General features: G+C 67.0%; 13 protein-coding genes and 2 pseudogenes. 4 read left to right on the forward strand and 11 right to left on the reverse strand.

From position 1 onward, the window contains the following. Nucleotides 1-69 precede the first annotated feature (69 nt). From ACF062_RS20970 to ACF062_RS20980, 3 genes and pseudogenes are all read left to right on the forward strand, one after another. A pseudogene (locus ACF062_RS20970) lies at nucleotides 70-465 on the forward strand (transposase); the annotation flags it as partial. Between the two features lie 387 nt (nucleotides 466-852). Beyond that, nucleotides 853-1,110 carry a hypothetical protein gene (locus tag ACF062_RS20975; RefSeq protein ID WP_392140270.1) on the forward strand — a complete coding sequence of 86 codons (258 nt, stop codon included), beginning with the start codon at nucleotides 853-855 and terminating at the stop codon, nucleotides 1,108-1,110. An 8-nt stretch (nucleotides 1,111-1,118) separates the two neighbouring features. Beyond that, a pseudogene (locus tag ACF062_RS20980) lies at nucleotides 1,119-1,391 on the forward strand (hypothetical protein); the annotation flags it as partial. A gap of 308 nt (nucleotides 1,392-1,699) precedes the next feature. Here the strand turns inward: ACF062_RS20980 and ACF062_RS20985 are convergent. Continuing rightward, nucleotides 1,700-2,434, reverse strand: coding sequence for a dienelactone hydrolase family protein (locus ACF062_RS20985; protein ID WP_392140141.1), 735 nt, complete (start codon nucleotides 2,432-2,434; stop codon nucleotides 1,700-1,702). Between the two features lie 632 nt (nucleotides 2,435-3,066). Between ACF062_RS20985 and ACF062_RS20990 the strand changes: the two genes are divergently transcribed. Next, the gene (locus ACF062_RS20990; protein ID WP_392140143.1) at nucleotides 3,067-3,549 is read left to right on the forward strand and encodes an NAD(P)-dependent oxidoreductase; all 483 of its coding nucleotides are present in this window, start codon (nucleotides 3,067-3,069) and stop codon (nucleotides 3,547-3,549) included. A gap of 204 nt (nucleotides 3,550-3,753) precedes the next feature. Here ACF062_RS20990 and ACF062_RS20995 read toward each other — a convergent pair whose 3' ends face one another. The 10 genes from ACF062_RS20995 to ACF062_RS21040 all read right to left on the reverse strand — a co-directional run bounded on the left by ACF062_RS20995 (nucleotide 3,754) and on the right by ACF062_RS21040 (nucleotide 14,468). Next, nucleotides 3,754-4,149 carry a lasso peptide biosynthesis B2 protein gene (locus tag ACF062_RS20995; protein WP_392140272.1) on the reverse strand — a complete coding sequence of 132 codons (396 nt, stop codon included), beginning with the start codon at nucleotides 4,147-4,149 and terminating at the stop codon, nucleotides 3,754-3,756. Nucleotides 4,150-4,299: 150 nt separating this feature from the next. Further along, nucleotides 4,300-6,138 carry an asparagine synthase-related protein gene (locus ACF062_RS21000; protein WP_392140145.1) on the reverse strand — a complete coding sequence of 613 codons (1,839 nt, stop codon included), beginning with the start codon at nucleotides 6,136-6,138 and terminating at the stop codon, nucleotides 4,300-4,302. Between the two features lie 18 nt (nucleotides 6,139-6,156). Further along, a complete protein-coding gene (locus tag ACF062_RS21005) occupies nucleotides 6,157-6,303 on the reverse strand; it encodes a lasso RiPP family leader peptide-containing protein (RefSeq protein WP_392140147.1) in 147 nt (48 codons plus the stop codon). Between the two features lie 675 nt (nucleotides 6,304-6,978). Then, on the reverse strand, nucleotides 6,979-7,851 hold the full coding sequence (locus ACF062_RS21010; RefSeq protein ID WP_392140149.1) for a sulfotransferase domain-containing protein: 873 nt from the start codon (nucleotides 7,849-7,851) through the stop codon (nucleotides 6,979-6,981). Continuing rightward, nucleotides 7,848-9,287: an MFS transporter gene (locus tag ACF062_RS21015; protein WP_392140151.1), complete on the reverse strand. Its 1,440-nt coding sequence runs from the start codon at nucleotides 9,285-9,287 to the stop codon at nucleotides 7,848-7,850. The genes ACF062_RS21010 and ACF062_RS21015 overlap by 4 nt, the downstream gene beginning before the upstream one ends. A 49-nt stretch (nucleotides 9,288-9,336) precedes the next feature. Then, a complete protein-coding gene (locus tag ACF062_RS21020) occupies nucleotides 9,337-10,140 on the reverse strand; it encodes an NTP transferase domain-containing protein (protein WP_392140153.1) in 804 nt (267 codons plus the stop codon). A 5-nt stretch (nucleotides 10,141-10,145) separates the two neighbouring features. Further along, nucleotides 10,146-10,736, reverse strand: coding sequence for a gamma-glutamyl-gamma-aminobutyrate hydrolase family protein (locus ACF062_RS21025; protein ID WP_392140155.1), 591 nt, complete (start codon nucleotides 10,734-10,736; stop codon nucleotides 10,146-10,148). Nucleotides 10,737-10,777: 41 nt separating this feature from the next. Further along, complete coding sequence (locus ACF062_RS21030) at nucleotides 10,778-11,530, reverse strand: class I SAM-dependent methyltransferase (RefSeq protein ID WP_392140157.1); 753 nt, start codon at nucleotides 11,528-11,530, stop codon at nucleotides 10,778-10,780. Next, nucleotides 11,527-12,069 carry an adenylyl-sulfate kinase gene (locus ACF062_RS21035; RefSeq protein ID WP_392140159.1) on the reverse strand — a complete coding sequence of 181 codons (543 nt, stop codon included), beginning with the start codon at nucleotides 12,067-12,069 and terminating at the stop codon, nucleotides 11,527-11,529. Before ACF062_RS21035 ends, ACF062_RS21030 begins: the two co-directional genes overlap by 4 nt. Beyond that, nucleotides 12,066-14,468 (reverse strand): PEP/pyruvate-binding domain-containing protein, encoded by a 2,403-nt coding sequence (locus tag ACF062_RS21040; RefSeq protein ID WP_392140161.1) that lies wholly within the window; start codon nucleotides 14,466-14,468, stop codon nucleotides 12,066-12,068. Before ACF062_RS21040 ends, ACF062_RS21035 begins: the two co-directional genes overlap by 4 nt. Nucleotides 14,469-14,792 lie beyond the last annotated feature (324 nt).

Consider the following 14,792-nt stretch of genomic DNA (forward strand, 5'->3'; position numbering starts at 1 on the left):
CTCCGAATACCTCAAACTCGTGGTCGCGCGCCCTGCCGGGCCTCCGGCGGCTGCCGCCTTCTGTGACGTATGAGCGAACGTCGACGGTGTCCCAGTGACCTTTCCGATGCCCGATGGGCCCTGGTGGAACCGTTGTTGACGAGCTGGCGGGACGACAAGGCCCGCCACGGCCTCAACATCGGCACCCCACCCCAGCGCAACCTGCGCGATCTGCTCGACGCCATCCTCTACGTGGCCCGCACCGGCATCCCCTGGCGCTACCTTCCGCACGACTATCCGCACTGGAACACCGTCTACGGCTACCTCGGCAGGTGGGCGCGCGACGGCATATTCGAGCAGCTCAACGCGCTTTTGCGACGCCGGGTCCGCGAGGGCGAGGGTCGCAGCCCGGAGCCGACCAGCTTCGTCATCGACGCCCAGAGCGTGAAGACCTCCACCAATGTGCCTGCCCGGGAGCAGCACGTGGCCACCGAGGACCCCGCTCCCATGGACGAGATCACCCGGACGGTCGGCGACGGCCCTGAAGCGTTTCCTCAAGGCGCTGCGCATGTCGGTCGGACAGTGCCTACGCCGCAGCCTGGCAGCCTGACGAGGAAGCCCGCGTCACCGCGAGGTTCGCAAAGGACGACGTGCGGGTGTGCTGGATCGCCACCCGGCTGCGGCCCTGGGTCGGCGCCGCACCTTCCATCCACACCCGATCGCCGACCGAGGACGCCCGAGGCCCTCGGTCGCCTCCGCGCTGGACGCCGTGCGGTACCAGCGAGCCAACCACCCCGAGACGACCGGCCTTGGAAAGCCCGTTACGGCTCGCATGCCCGGCCGTGCTCTGGCGATGTTGGAGGGAGCCCGATGATGTCTGATGCCGATGTCCGCATCTCCGAGGAAGCCCGCGACCGGCTCGCGGCCCTGGCAGCGGCGGAGGGCATGTCGCTGCGCGCCTGCCTGGCCCGGCTCGCCGAAACCCTCCTCACCCCGGACGAGCGTGCCGCGCGGGCCGAGCAGGCCCGGACCGCGCTGAAGGAGTGGAACGGTTACGCGCCCACCCGCGCTGAGGAGCAGGACCTCGACAGCGAGCTGGACCGCCGCCTGGCCCAGGCGGCCGCCCGGTGAGCGACGCCATGCACATCGTCCTGGACGACACCGCGATGGCCGCGGCCGGTCAGGGCAACGTTCTCGCCTCCCGGCTCATCCACCGCGTCCACACCCAGGCCGGCTGACACCTGTACGCCCCCACGGGCACGGCGGAGCACCTCGCCGCGCTGCCGGGCAGCACCGTGCTCGACCTGGACCTCCCGGCAGCCCTGGCCGTGGCCCGTCACGACACCTGGGCGGCGGCACACTGCCAGTACGCGGCCCAGCCGGCCCCCGACCGCCCCGACGGAGCGGTCATCCCGTCCTTCGGAGATGTCGACCTCAGCGAGCAAGTCGGCGGCGACTGGCAACTCGGCGCACTCAGCTACCTGTTCGGAAGACAGGGTGGCTTTGTTCACGAGAACCGACAGCACCTGTGCACGAGTTTGGGCAACACTCGAAGCTCTGCAGAAATCGAACAGTTCATGACGTTGGGCAGCACGGGCCCCTCCTGAGAGTTCAGCAGGGGCCCACGACGGAGAGAGCTGCGGAGCGCGGGCCCTGTCCGCGTTGAACGGCATACCGGCCGACACCAGCTACCGTCTGCCGCCGGTCTGACGGCCCGGTCTCACTTCAGATGTCGGGTCAAGAACTGGCCCGCGGCGTCCCCCGCGAACTGTGGGACGCCGGTGTGCCCGCCCATATTGGCGTGCAGGGTCTTCTCCCTGGAGCCGAAGGCGTCGAACAGGTCCAGGGCCGCCTGCCGGTCGTTGCCTTCGTCGTCCCACTGCAGCAGGACATGCAGCGGGATGGTGACCTGGCGGGCCTCCTCGAACATGGCGCGAGGGATGAAACTCCCGGCGAACAGAACGGCGGCCGCGATGCGAGGCTCGACCACCGCCAGCCGGACGCCGATGGAGATCACTCCCCCCGAGTACCCGACCGGGCCGCCGATCTCGGGCAGCGACAGGAGGGCATCCAGGGCGGCCTGCCATTCCGGGACAGCCTTTTCCACGAGCGGGAGGATGAGTGCGTCGACGATCTCGTCGCTGACCGGCTCGCCGGCCTCGATCGCCCGGCGCAAGTCGGCGCGGGCCTGCTCGGCGGCGGGCAGGCGGGGCCGGTCGCCGCTTCCGGGGGGCTCGACGGTGGCTGTGGCGAAGCCGTCCGCCGCGCAGTGCCGGGCCCGGGCCACCAACCGGGGGTACATCTTGCGCAGCCCGAGGGGAGGGTGGCCGAGCAGGATCAGCGGTGCCGGTGCGGATGCCGATGCGGGTGTCCACAGGATGCCGGGGATCTCACCGAGGGTGAATTCGCGTTCGAGGACGCCGTCATCGAGGCGTTGCTCAGAAGTGAATCGCATGGTCGTGCCTTTCGGGAGTGCTCAGAGCGGCACTCCCGGACGACCTATCGCCCGACCGTGACCCCGGAGGGGAGCACCCATGTCGATACTGCGTTCACGGGTACCACCTCCTCGATCTCTCGCACGGCCTCCGGGAGGCTAACAGTGGTCGGCCGTGGCGTGCCAACGAGTTTTCGCGGACGCTCGACCGGATGCCATGGAGACACGATGCACAGCTACTTGGGGTGACGTCGCGACTTTCCAAGCAGCGGCTCTGTGACGGCGGAGTGCACTGGCGCTGTCGTTTCTCATGAACATCGAACACGACGTACCGCCGACGCCTCCCAAACTCGTGCACAGGTGCTGTCGGTTCTCGTGAACAAAGCCAACAGGGCTTAGGGCACGGCGATTTGGTCCAGGGTGAACCCGTCGTCCTCAAGGAGCCCGAGCCGTCCGTCGGGGAGAGTGTGGGCGGCGGTTTACAGCACCGGGAGCCGGGCGGCCGCAGTGGCCTTCTTCTTGCGGATCTTCCGGTCACCCACCACTTTCTGGGCCCAGCCGGAAATCCGGGGGGGGGGTAGAGAGAGAACCGCCGCTTCCTCATCGCCCGCCGTGGACGACCGGGGCGGGGCGGGCCTGTTGCCCTTTGGGAGTTGGCGGGGCGGCGCCTGGGGCTCATCGGCTACGGACCCGTGGCCCAGCGCGTCGGCACCGTCGCCGCCGCGCTTGGCATGCGGGTCCTCTTCCACACGCCGACGCCCCGGACCACGGCGGAGGGCGACGCGCGCTGGGCCCCGCTGGCCGAGGTGCTCGGCTCCGCCGACTGCCTGTCCTTCCACTCACCGGCCCACCGGCACGTCGTCACGCTCCAGGACCTGCGCCTGATCCCCGACGACGCCTTCGTCGTCGTGACGACGCTGGCCCTGCCCATGGCCGAGAGCGACCTGCACACCTGGCAGTCGGGCCGCGCAGGCCGCGTGGTCCTGGACTCGTGCGCGGCCCACGCCGTGGGCGACGCGGTGCGGAAGGTCCCGGGCATCGACGTACACGATCTCTACGCGGCACGGACCACGGAGTCGATGAAGCGGGCGGAAACCCAACTGGTCGAGAACCTTGTGGCAGCGCTCCACGCCTGAGACGGACTGCGCCAGGCAACACCATGCCGTTGCAACATGGCGGGACAGCCACATCATGTCCTGTCCGCCTCGGTGGTGGCCATCACCCCTACGGTCGTCGTCGCGGCCGACGAGCGGCGTGCCTGTCCTCTGCAGGAACAGGTTGATCCGGTAAGGGTCGCTGTGACGCGGCGCGGCTCGGCAGGGGCCGGGGCCAGCCATGGCTCACCCATCCCGCCGCTTGACCGGAGCACGAGGGCACACTCCCCTTGGTCGAGGGGGCGGACCGGGGGGCACGAGCAGTATCGGTGTGTAATAGTCGCCGCTGTGCGGTTCGCCGACAGGTGTGTCTTCGACGGCCACCCAGGCATGTGCACTGAAAGGCCTGGTGCGGATTCCGGTGCACCAGGTAGGCCACACGCCACGCATGCGGCACAGCACGGTGGTGGCGAGGGAGCGTTGCAGGCAGCCTCTGTCACTGGCGCACCGCTGGCTGAGGGTCACCGTCGCGGTGCGTGCGGCGAGGGTTTGGGCCATGGTGGCCGGTTCAGTGCCGCGCCGCAGGAGGTGCAGGATCCGCACGATGCGCTGCGGAGGAAGCGCCGCCAGCAGGCGGCCCATCGCGATGGCGAGCAGTGTTGCCGGTCGTTGGCGCAGGGGCAGCGGCGGGTGACTGGGCAGGGTGAGGTTGTGGCTCAACGAAATCTTCTCCCAGGGCGGTTGATGTGTCTGCGGATGCCGCTGTGCCAGCAGGGAAGGGCCATGCCGTTCTCATGTCGTTGCAGGGGGCGCCATGTGTCCGGCTCTAGGAGCACGGATGGCGCGTAGCCACATCTCAGTCGCGAACGTGCCGTCCATGCGGGCCAGGAGCGTCGTGGTGGGATGCGGCTGCAGGAGCACACCTCGGACGACAGCAGGGTCGATCAACTTGTGTCGGGCCAGCTCGCTGTCGTCGAAGAGAGCGACCATGTCCGCCCGGTGGCGGCGCAGACCGACATAGAAATCAGCGTTGAAATTGCCCTTGGTGGTTCTGTCCAGCAGCGGACCGGGGACGAGGCCGCGCATCGCTGTCGCGAGCAGTGGTTTGAAATGCCATGGCGTATCGCGCTCTTGCAGGCGTACGGCCAAGGCCGCGTGCAGGACCGCGTCGTCGAGGTAGGGGGCAGCCAGGTGCACACCGTGAGCGGTGCTGATTCGGTCGGCCTGTGCGACGTTCACCCCGGCGATGCGGGCCAGGAGCAGTGCTTCGTGCTGCCCTCTGGTGGGAGCCAGCGGTGTGACGGGGCCGGTTGCCGTGCGGCGCAGGAGGTCCCGCGTGGCGGCGAGAGCGTGCCTTGTGGCCCACGGCGGCATCCTGAGGGGTGCCACTCCCCAACCCAGGTAGGGCACATGTGCGGCAGGCGGCTGTTTTTCCAGGCTTCGGGCGGCTCTGGCCAGTTCCCGTGCTGGACCGCTGCTGTCTGTGAGTTCCCGTAAGAGTGCGGGCAGGGGCCAGCGGGCCATGGCGCGATAGGCACGCGTTTGTCGCACGCCTTCGGCGCAGGAGTGACGTACCAGGTCGTGGAGACGGCGGTAACCGGGACGGAAGAGTTCGTCGCCGCCGTGTCCGGTCAGGTGCATGAGGGATCCAGCCCTGGCCATGGAGCGGGCGATATGCTCGATGCGGGCCCGGCTACGGACCCAGGCGAAAGGTTCCTCACGGTCGGCTGTCCCGCCTGGGGCCAGCCCGCCGAACATGGGCGCCACGTCCTGGAGGGAGTCCACTTGGTGGCGGGCGTGTGGCAGCGCGGTAGCGGCTCGCTGTGCGTATTCGGCATCGTCGTTGCCGGAGTCGTGTTCGGCCCAGCGGTAGGTCACCAGCTCTACAGGGCTACGAGTGGCCAGAAACGCCACGCTCGTGGAGTCCATCCCTCCCGATAGGTCCGTGCTTACCGTGCGGTGGGTCGATGTGCGTGCCTCTACGGCGGACAGCAGCGCTTCCCGCAAGACCACCGCACCCTCGCGCAAGGGCAGAACGGCTTCCGGTGGGGTCCAGCGCCGGCGTTCGACGGCAGTTCCGTCCGGATCCAGGCGCAGCCAGTGGTCTGCGGGTACAGCGCGTACCGCGCGCCACGGCGTCGTCTCCTGAAATGGGTAGGGCTGGGCGAGCAAGGTCAGACGCAGAGCCACCCATGCCTCGTCCCAGCCGTCCGAGACGAGGTGAGCCAGGACCTCCGCGCGGTCCGCCGCCACCACCGCATCTCCGATTCGGGCCCGGAACACACGTCGTACTGCGGCCAGGGTCCCTTGTACACGGACTCGCCCGTTCACGGACGCGACCAAGGTGAAGCAGCCGGGCACCTTGTCGGTCACCGTTTCGGCCTCGTCCACCGAGCGGATCTTGCCCAAGGCCATCCGAAGCGTGGTTGCGGTGGTCAGACACTGTCCGACCACCGCAACTTTCGACGCTCCCGCCTCGGCGACCAGCACGGTGCCCGTCCTCCAGTGACCCATCAACCAGGGCCTACCGGAGGCGTGGTCGACCACCGAGGAAGTCAGAGGCCGGAGCATCCGCTCGGCGGCGAGGGCTGCATCGCTGTCCGGAAGGACAGCGAACCATTCCTCGCTCATCTGTGTTCCTCGCGATGGTCAGAAGAAGAAGTGCCCGAAGCTGTCGGCTTCGCCGCAGCAAGGACCGAGGGTCAGCTCGGCGAAATTGCCGACCTTCGTCAGCGACGGCGGCTCGTAGGACTCGGTCAGCTGGTAGACGTCTTCCATGACGGGTTCCTTTTCCACGTTGGGTCCTTTCCCATGAGGGGTGACTCGGCTGAGTGCCGATTTCCATGCTGCCGATGAGCACTGTCGTCTCGGTCACTCGCCGGTCACTCACCGGTCACGCATCGGCCACTCGGGGCTGCTCCGCGTCGTGCATGTGGCAGGCGGTGCCCTGGCTCTCGTCCGCCTTCTTGGACAGCACCCTGTGGCTACGCCCGGTGACTTGGCCCGCGTTCTGTCGTCCTATGGCGACCTCAGCGTCTACCGCCCGCGCAACAGCCACTGATCAGCAGCTATGTCACGGCAGTTGACGGCACGGCTGTTCCTCTGTCGAGGACAGCGTTCTGCCTGGCGGTCACCAGCTGGCCGAGGACGGTGGCGTCGACACCACCGGTTGATCCCCTCGGACCAACCCGAACTCCTGGAACAGCCAATGCCGCTGCGCCCGCTGCCGGCCCGCAACGTAAAGGACATCCACGCCCTGCGGCTCACGGTCTACGAAATCGCCGACCGGCTACGCTCCCTGCACGCCCGTTGACCGCGTCTTCGGTACTGCTTTGACCAAGCGGCGACCGGAGCACGGTTGAGGGCCGCGAGCGTGTGTGCCCCCCACCGCAGCGGAACACCGCATATTGGGGTGTCGCGTATTCGTCAGCCGAGACGGGTTCATGGCCTGACGTAGAGGCCGCGTGCCCCTTATGTGTCTGTGATGCGGTAGCCGTATCGGCCAGCCACTGTTTGGGTAGGTGCGAATAGCTCCATCAACTCCGGAGTGATCCATTCGCGCCATTCACCGGGCTTCCCTTTGCGCATGATTCGCTGTTTCGGCCTGTGGCTGGTTCCTGATCCGCTGTTGCGTTCCTCGTGTGTGCGCATGGCAGAGAAAGAGCTGCGTTCGAATGCCGCCAGGATGTCGCGAGGATTCGGTGTTATTTCAAATTCCTGGAGGGCTGGGCGGAGCGTCTGCGAAGGTTCCGCCTTCAAATCTTCGAAACGTGAAACCGCATGCGAGGGCTTGCCTGAGGGGTTGACGAGCCAGGAGTCGTAGAAGTGGTTCCAGTCGTCTATTGGGTTGAGGCCGGCTGGTCCCGGCAGGCGGAGCCAGTTTTCGAAGCTTCCAGCTGCGATATCTGCGGGGTCCTGGGCGTATTCGACGCGGAAGCGGTAGCGGGAGTAGAGCGCGTCCCGGGGGTCGCGTATGAGTACCCATGCTCCGAGCAGGGGGCGGTTGGTGAAATATTCGGGGGGCAGGTGGGTTTTCACAAACCGTGGCCAGCGCCGGCGGCCGGAGGACGGTGCTTGTTCGGAATCCTTTGTGTGGCTGGCAGCCAGGCGTTGGCGCCACTCGTTGTGTTCCTCGGCCGGCTGGCTCGTGCCGTCTGGCAGGAGCCGTTCGGTGTAAGCGTCGGCATAGTTGAGGCCGAGTTCGAGAAGTACATTGCCGAGCAGTGACTGTCCCGCGCCGCCGAAGCTGGCGATGGGAACGTCTCTGTCGCCCAGCACGCTGATGTTGGCTTCGTGGAGCGGGCTGATGCGGTCACGTAATCCGTGCAGATTTTCAGACGTCACGCGTCCACCCTTTCGCTCGTACGGTCGGCGGATTTGCGGTTGTGGTGGCCCAGATATGCGGTGAGCAGACCGCCTGCAAGAGCCCCGATGGCCGCAATGGTGAATGTGAGTTGATAACCAGCTGCGTACGCGGAGGGGGTGGGGGTGTCTGCTTCGGCCCGGATTCGAGCGGCGGAGACGGTCGCGAGTACAGCCACGACGAGAGCCGTGGAAAGGTATTTCGACGTCTCGTAGAGGCCGTAGGCAGCGCCTTGGTCCTCCGGGAGGACGGTTTTTCCTGCCGCTGCGTTGAACGCGATGACCGACACTGTGCTGCCCAGGCCCAGCAGGATGAAGCTGGGCAGGAAGAACAATAGGTACGCTCCCTCGCGAGGCGCCGCCGCCAGGATTGTCAGCCCGATGGCACAGACGACCTGAGCTCCCAGCACCACGCTGGTCCAGCGCCATGTACGCAGCAGCCGGTTGGCTACTGGTGAGCCCAGCAGTACGGCCAGGCCGAGTGGGCTGAAGGCGAGGCCTGCTGTCAGGGGCTCGTAGCCCCGTACGTGCTGGAGATACAGCAGGCAGATGAAGACCATTCCGTCATACGCCAGGACTTGGCTAGGTGTGCCGATGACAGCGGTGCGGAACTGCCGGTCGTGCAGGAGTTGCGGCCGTACCAAGCGTGCTGAGCTGCGCCGCTCGTGCACGCAGTAGCCCGCCAGAGCCGCTGCTGAGGCGACGAAGGAGACGAGGGTGGAGGAGGACGCGGGCCCGGTTCGTTCGATGCTGGTGATCGAGAACACCAGCAGCATCAGCCCTGCTACGGCCAGTGCCGCAGAGACAGCGTTGAGCCGGCCCGGTCCCTCCGCCGCTTTTCCTGGGGCCAGGGTCCTGGCGGCGGCCAGCGCTGCCAGGACCGCTACGGGGGCGGTGAGAAGGAAGACGTAGCGCCATCCCAGCCCCTGGGTGATCAGACCGCCGGCGATGGCTCCGCCCGCTGCCCCCAGGCCACCGGCGACAGCGACTGCCGAGAACAGCCAGTTACGGCGGCGCGGGTCGGGCATCGCGCTGATGACGGCGAAGGAGTTGGGTACCGCGAGGGCCGCGCCCGCTCCTTGCAGTACGCGCGCGACGATGATGAGCCACAGTGTGGAGGACAGCCCCGCGAGGACCAGACCGACCGTGAAGAGGATCAGCCCGGCTGTGAGGATCTGACGGCGTCCGAACCGGTCTCCGCACCGGCCGCCGAACAGCAGGAGGCCGGCCAGCGGCAGTGTGTAGCCGGTGATCAGCCACTGTGCGTCGAGTTGGCTGATGTGGAAATCGTGCTGAATGGCGGGCAGGGCGACGGTGACGACCAGGCCGTCGAACACGGCGAGAAAGTTGGTGGCCGAGAGCACAGCCGGGACGAGGAGGACGCGCAGACGGGCGAGGGGCGAGGGGGCAGCTGTCACGAAACGGCTCCTGCGGGGTGGAACGAAGAAGGCGGGGCGGGGTGGCTGCTCAAGAACGCCCGCGGGCCGGTGACGGGGAAGTTCCGTGTGCGCCGTGTGTTTCCAGGTGCAGCAGCCGGTCGAGTTCAGCGAGTGACGCGGTGCCTGGCTCGAGGTCGGTCGGTGAGTCGAACTCGTACCAGGGGCCTTGGTTGGCAACGGCGGGGATGCGGGCGTGCTGTTGCGTGATCAGGGCGGCAAGGATGGCGGTCATGTCGCGCCGTGAGCCGGTGCTGTCAGCTGTGCGGAGTGCTGCTTGAATGCGGCGCCAACCAGCTGGTTCGGTCTTGAACAGGCCCATGTACTGGCCTTGGACCTCTCCCACCGTGACGGGCTGGCCGCCGATGTCGCTGACGGTGGCGTCCTCGCGCAGCCGGAAGGTTTCCGCGTCCTCGAGTGGATCGGCGAATCGCTGGGACCACATGGTTGACCAGTGCGGGTCGTAGGCGAGCACGATGTCCCCGGGCTGGCTGACCAAGGCGTTGACCGTGGCAGGGGTGAAAACGATGTCGCCGTAGCACACGATGGTTGGTCCCTCGCACAGCCAGTCTTCGGCGCAGGCCAGCGAGTCCGTCATGTCTGAGGTCGACCAGCGGGCGTTGTGGAAGAGGGTGAGGCCCCTCCCGTCGAATGCCTGCGCCTGCCAGCCTGTTACCACGGCGATGTCATGTACCGAGGCTGCGCGGAGAGCTGCTACCTGACGGTCGAGCAGGCGGGCGCCGCCGATCTCCATCAGGCACTTGGGCCGGTCCGCTGTGCGAGCACCCATCCGGGAGCCCCGGCCGGCCGAGAGAATGACCGCGTTGAGAGGCATGTTGGTCAATCCTTTCCGAACATCTCGACGAACAGCGTGAGGTCGGCGGGATCGGGAGTGTCGGAGCGCTCGGGATGCCACATCACTCCGGCGATGCGGGTGCCGGGCAGCTGGATCGCCTCAGCTACCGCACCCGCCCGCGCCACTACCTCCAAAGCGGGGGGCGCCTCGACGCACCCCCAGTTGTGGAAGCTGTTCACCGTGCGCCCTGCGTACGTGCCCACCAACTCGTGCCGGGTGCCCGCGTGTCCTTCCACGCGGGTGAGCCGGGCTCCGTGGACATGCAGGAGCATGAGCATGCCTCGGCATACCCCGAGCAGCGGTGTTCCCTCATCGGCGGCCCGGCGTATGAGGTGCTCTTCGAGCTGGTCACGTTCACCGGCATCGCCGCCGTAGGCTTGAAGGTCGTTCCCGCCGGTGAGGATGACGCCAGTGCAGCCGGCTTGTCGCAGTGTGGCGTCGGCGAGGTCCGCTTCCAGGGGGAGGGGCACCGCCAGGAGGCCGCAGGCGGCGAGGAAAGCGTTCCAGCGCATGTCCAGCGCCAGACGGCGTTCACCGTGGGCATCCGGTGGAAGTACTCGCTGGGTGAGCCCCACGGGTGTCATGGGCTGCACCCAGCGGCGCTCAGGGCTCATGGTCAGTGTGCGCCGCGGCGGGGCGCCATCCAGCCGACGGTCGTGTAGGGAATGCGGATGGTGTCGTCGGTCCTGCTTCGCACCAGGCCCTCGATGTCGTTGACGACGCTGTCGAAAAGAGTTCCGGCCTGGCGCTGCAGGGTGGCATGGGAGCGCCAGGCCGCTATCCAGTCCTCGACCGGCATGTCATGGACGAAGGCTTCCTCGATTTTTGTCACGGGGGAGAACAGACCGCTTGCCTCGATCACCGGTGCCTGGTCGGCGCGGCGAGAACCGTAGGAGTAGTCCGGGACGCGCTCCTGGATGAGTTGCTCGATGGACATCTGCAAGGGGTCGTCGAGCTGGCGGTGATTCCAGATGCATGCCATCCAGCCGCGGTCGGTCAGGATGCGAGAGGCCTCGGCCAGGGCTCGTGTGGTGTCTGTGGTGTTGAACGAGGAGCCGAACGTCACCAGATCGTAGGCTCCCTGGGGAAGCCCGGTGCTTTCGGCGGTTCCGCTCCGCCAGTGGACGGACGGCTGGTCGGAGGTGCGTTCCTGCCCGATGGAACGCATGGCGTCGTTGGGCTCCACCGCGTCGACGGAGCATCCGTAGGGCACCAGGCCGAGTGTGAGGTGTCCTGTGCCGGCTCCGATGTCGGCCACTCGCGGTTGCGTCCGGCCGCAGGCCTTGACGATGCGCTCCACAGCGCGTGTCGCGTAAGGCGGGCGGAGGGAGTAGGTCGGGGCCAGCTGCGTGTAGTCCCACGTCGTCATGTCCATACTCCTTTGCTTGCACACAGGTCGAGGATTTGTGCGGCCGAGGTGGTGGGTGAAGCCGGTCCGTGGTTTGTGATCACCAGGTCGGGCTGCAAAGGGAACTGGGCGTCGATGCCCATCCCGACGGTCTGTGCATGACCGCGTGGGGCCGCATAGATGCCCTTCGGGTCACGGTGCCGCAGTTCGTGCAGCGGCACGTCGAGAAGCACTTCCACATAATTGGGCAGGTGGGCTCGGTTCCAGGTGTGGATCTCATGACGCAGGGAGATGGTGGCGCACACCACCGTGTGACCCTGCTGGGACAGCAGGCGGCACATCCGGGCGTATGTCAGACCGAGTTCGCGGCGGGCGTCACTGTCATAGGCCACCGTGGCTCCCAGGACTTCGCGCATCTGATCCCCGTCCAGGAGAACCGGATGCCGTCCCGTTTTCTGCAGTTGCCGGATCAGCTCGGCGGCCACCGTCGACTTGCCGGCACCTGATAAGCCGGTGAGCCAGATGACCGGGCCCGCCTGATTGGTCCTGAGGTTGCTCACACTGCTCCTTCCTGTGGTCGGGCGCTGCGTCGGCTGCGTACCGGCACCGCGGGCCGTACCAGCCGGTTGGACGTGTCGATCTCCAGGGAGTCAGCTGCCAGCCACTGCCGGAAGCGGATGTCGCCTGCCCCAATGACGGCGGGCAGCCCGAGTTCCAGCGCACGGATGGCCATGTGGGAGTTCGCGCCGCCAAAGGCGGTGACCAGCCCGGCGATGTTGTGCGTGAAAATCCAGTCGTATCCCGGATCAGCGGCCGGGATCATGGCGATGGCGCCGTCCAGCGGGTCCCCGGCATCGACGTCGGCCACTGGTGCGACGACGCGTGCGTGGGCGACGAAGTTGGGCTCCACATCCAGGCCGGTGAAGGACACCAACTCCTCCGGGCCGCACAGCAGTGCTGGCCCGTGCAGTGACATCGTCACCTCGTGAGCGTCACGGCCCTGGGCGACGGCTGCCGCGAGGCGGCTGTGGTCCCCGCTCCTGTCCCCGGTGCAAGCGGCGAGCGCATCGACGGGTACGTATGACAGGTCAGCGGGAGTAAAGCCCAGGCGCCCGCCGATCGTCCGGGCCTGGGTCAGGATCTCGCTCACCACACGTGAATACTGCAGCTTGGCGTACTCGCGGCCGGCGACGCTGCCGCGTACGAAGTCCAGAAAGTCTCCGGCTGACGCGGGCATACCGTGCTCTGCCAGCAGTTGCCCGACAGCCCGCACCCGCCCGGCGTCCATGTGGAACTCCACGGGTTCTTCCGCCCCAGCGCTCGCGGGCGACGACCAGTCGAAGTACTGCCCGTCGCTCTCGTCATAGCGGGGGGAGAGAATGTCGTACGTACCAGGGCGAAGATGCCCGTATCGGCGCAGAAAAGCCTTCCTGTCACCGGTCGCGAAATCCCGGCGCAGCTGATTCGACACCGTGTCGGCGCTGCCCAGGAGCGCATCCGCTTCCTGCGCAGACATCACTCCCCGCTCGACCAGACTGCGCACCAGGCGCGTAGCCGTGAAGGCCGCTCTGGCGATGCCCGCAAAGGGCAGCGCCCCTTCGCGACGGCACAAGCTGAGCAAGGACCGGAAGTGCTCCTGGGGGCTGACTCCTGGACCGGGCTCCAGGGGCCGCAGGGCAAGCTGCTGCGCTGTACGAAGGTCGCGCCGGTAGGGGCCGTCCGTCGCCATCATCTGGGCCGTGAGGAAGTGAAGTGCGTCAACGAACTCCGTTGCCTGATGACTGGACAGGACGCCTTCGGCAACCCAGGATTCGGCGACGCGTGGCAAAGCGAAGTCGTATGAGGACTGCACGATGTCGAACTCGACCTTGTCGTGCAGGTGCGGCCGGTCCCGGAGCCTCTCCAGGTAGTGCCTCATCAGTCGGTGTGCCGCTTCCTCTTCCATGTTCCGCGGCATCAGCGAGGAGAAGCTGGCCCTGATGTCGATGTACGGCAGCCCGCTCAGGTCGACGAGGAGCGGAACACCCCGTACATCGCGGTACCCGTAACGGTGACGGGATTCTGCCCAGGTGTCGTCGGTGATCAGGCGCCGGTACAGCGAAAGCGCCAGCGGGCGGGGCCGCAGACCGATCATTTCGGCCGGGTTCCAGTCAGGCATTACCCCTAAGCACGTGTCAGCCCCGACTGCTGGAGGCTGATCCCGTAACAAGGCGCGGAACTTCCGCTGGCACTGGTGCACGGCCGCTCGATGCCGGCTCTTGGACAGTTCCATGGCTGGCGCGGCCAGCGGCCGGGCCTGAAATAGCACAAGAGAGGCGTCTTGCCGTACGGCGAACTCGAACTCGAATGGGGCCTCCCCCAGCAGGTGTTCGAGTTCCGCAGCCAGGCGTGGCAGGCCGGCCAGGTACCACATGGGGCAGCGGCTGCCCTCGTCCGGCAGGAAGTACCACGACCGAACACCCGGCTGCCCAGCGGTCACCAGAGTGGTATCGGCCCCCTCCGACCAGTTGACCAGACGGTAAGGAGCACCGGTGCTCGGTTCACATGAGGAACACACGCCACTGGCTATGGCGTCCGGCAGATGGGGCTGCACCAGCACCTGGTCTTGGTCATCTGGCTCTCCGAACGAGGCGATGACTGTGTCGATTGCCCGCGTCAGCTCCTTGTCGGTGTGCACATCCAGGCAAGAGGCGTAACGCCCCGCACTTGAAGCGCCCTCACCGTCTTCGCTCAGGGAGCTGCTCCGTACCACCAGCGGCGCATCAGACCAGGAACACCCGCGGATCTTTCTGCGTACAGCTGCGGATTCTCGTTTCCACTCGCCCACGGTGAAATACACCAGCGGCAGCACCGCAGCCTCGCGCAGTCTCGGCATCAGCCGGGACAGAGTCTCGGCCTTAGTGCCGAACCGGACCACGCCACGGTGAGAACCCGCCCTGTCTAACATCAACACCCCCATGCCGATCAGACGTGATCAGTCGCGTACCGCTGCCCCAGGTGTTCAAACGTGAGGGATACACGGAGTTTCTCCCTGGCGTACTGGAGGTGAAGCGAACCAGCCAACTCGGGCAGGATCGGGCAGGACCTGTCACAGTGCTGCGATCCGTCGTACCGCCTACACGGTGTATGTGACGAGCAGCGGGGGAGCGGGGATGCTGAGCAGCATGGACTTGCAGCCGGTTGAGCGTGCCTCGGAGGCGTTCCAGCAGTCATTGACCGCGCAGGAGATCGGGAAGGTCTGTGGGTGGGCCTTCGGGGGTGCCGCCGTGCCGGTGTCTGCCGT

It is taken from the genome of Streptomyces sp. NPDC015345 (assembly GCF_043078805.1).
Taxonomy (GTDB): domain Bacteria; phylum Actinomycetota; class Actinomycetes; order Streptomycetales; family Streptomycetaceae; genus Streptomyces.

What these genes read in the sequence shown, in the direction of transcription:
- ACF062_RS20975 (WP_392140270.1), top strand. Translation starts at nt 853, where the DNA reads ATGTCTGATGCCGATGTCCGCATCTCCGAGGAAGCCCGCGACCGGCTC.
- ACF062_RS20985 (WP_392140141.1), bottom strand. Translation starts at nt 2,434, where the DNA reads ATGCGATTCACTTCTGAGCAACGCCTCGATGACGGCGTCCTCGAACGC.
- ACF062_RS20995 (WP_392140272.1), bottom strand. Translation starts at nt 4,149, where the DNA reads ATGGGCCGCCTGCTGGCGGCGCTTCCTCCGCAGCGCATCGTGCGGATC.
- ACF062_RS21000 (WP_392140145.1), bottom strand. Translation starts at nt 6,138, where the DNA reads ATGAGCGAGGAATGGTTCGCTGTCCTTCCGGACAGCGATGCAGCCCTC.
- ACF062_RS21020 (WP_392140153.1), bottom strand. Translation starts at nt 10,140, where the DNA reads ATGCCTCTCAACGCGGTCATTCTCTCGGCCGGCCGGGGCTCCCGGATG.
- ACF062_RS21030 (WP_392140157.1), bottom strand. Translation starts at nt 11,530, where the DNA reads ATGACGACGTGGGACTACACGCAGCTGGCCCCGACCTACTCCCTCCGC.
- ACF062_RS21040 (WP_392140161.1), bottom strand. Translation starts at nt 14,468, where the DNA reads ATGGGGGTGTTGATGTTAGACAGGGCGGGTTCTCACCGTGGCGTGGTC.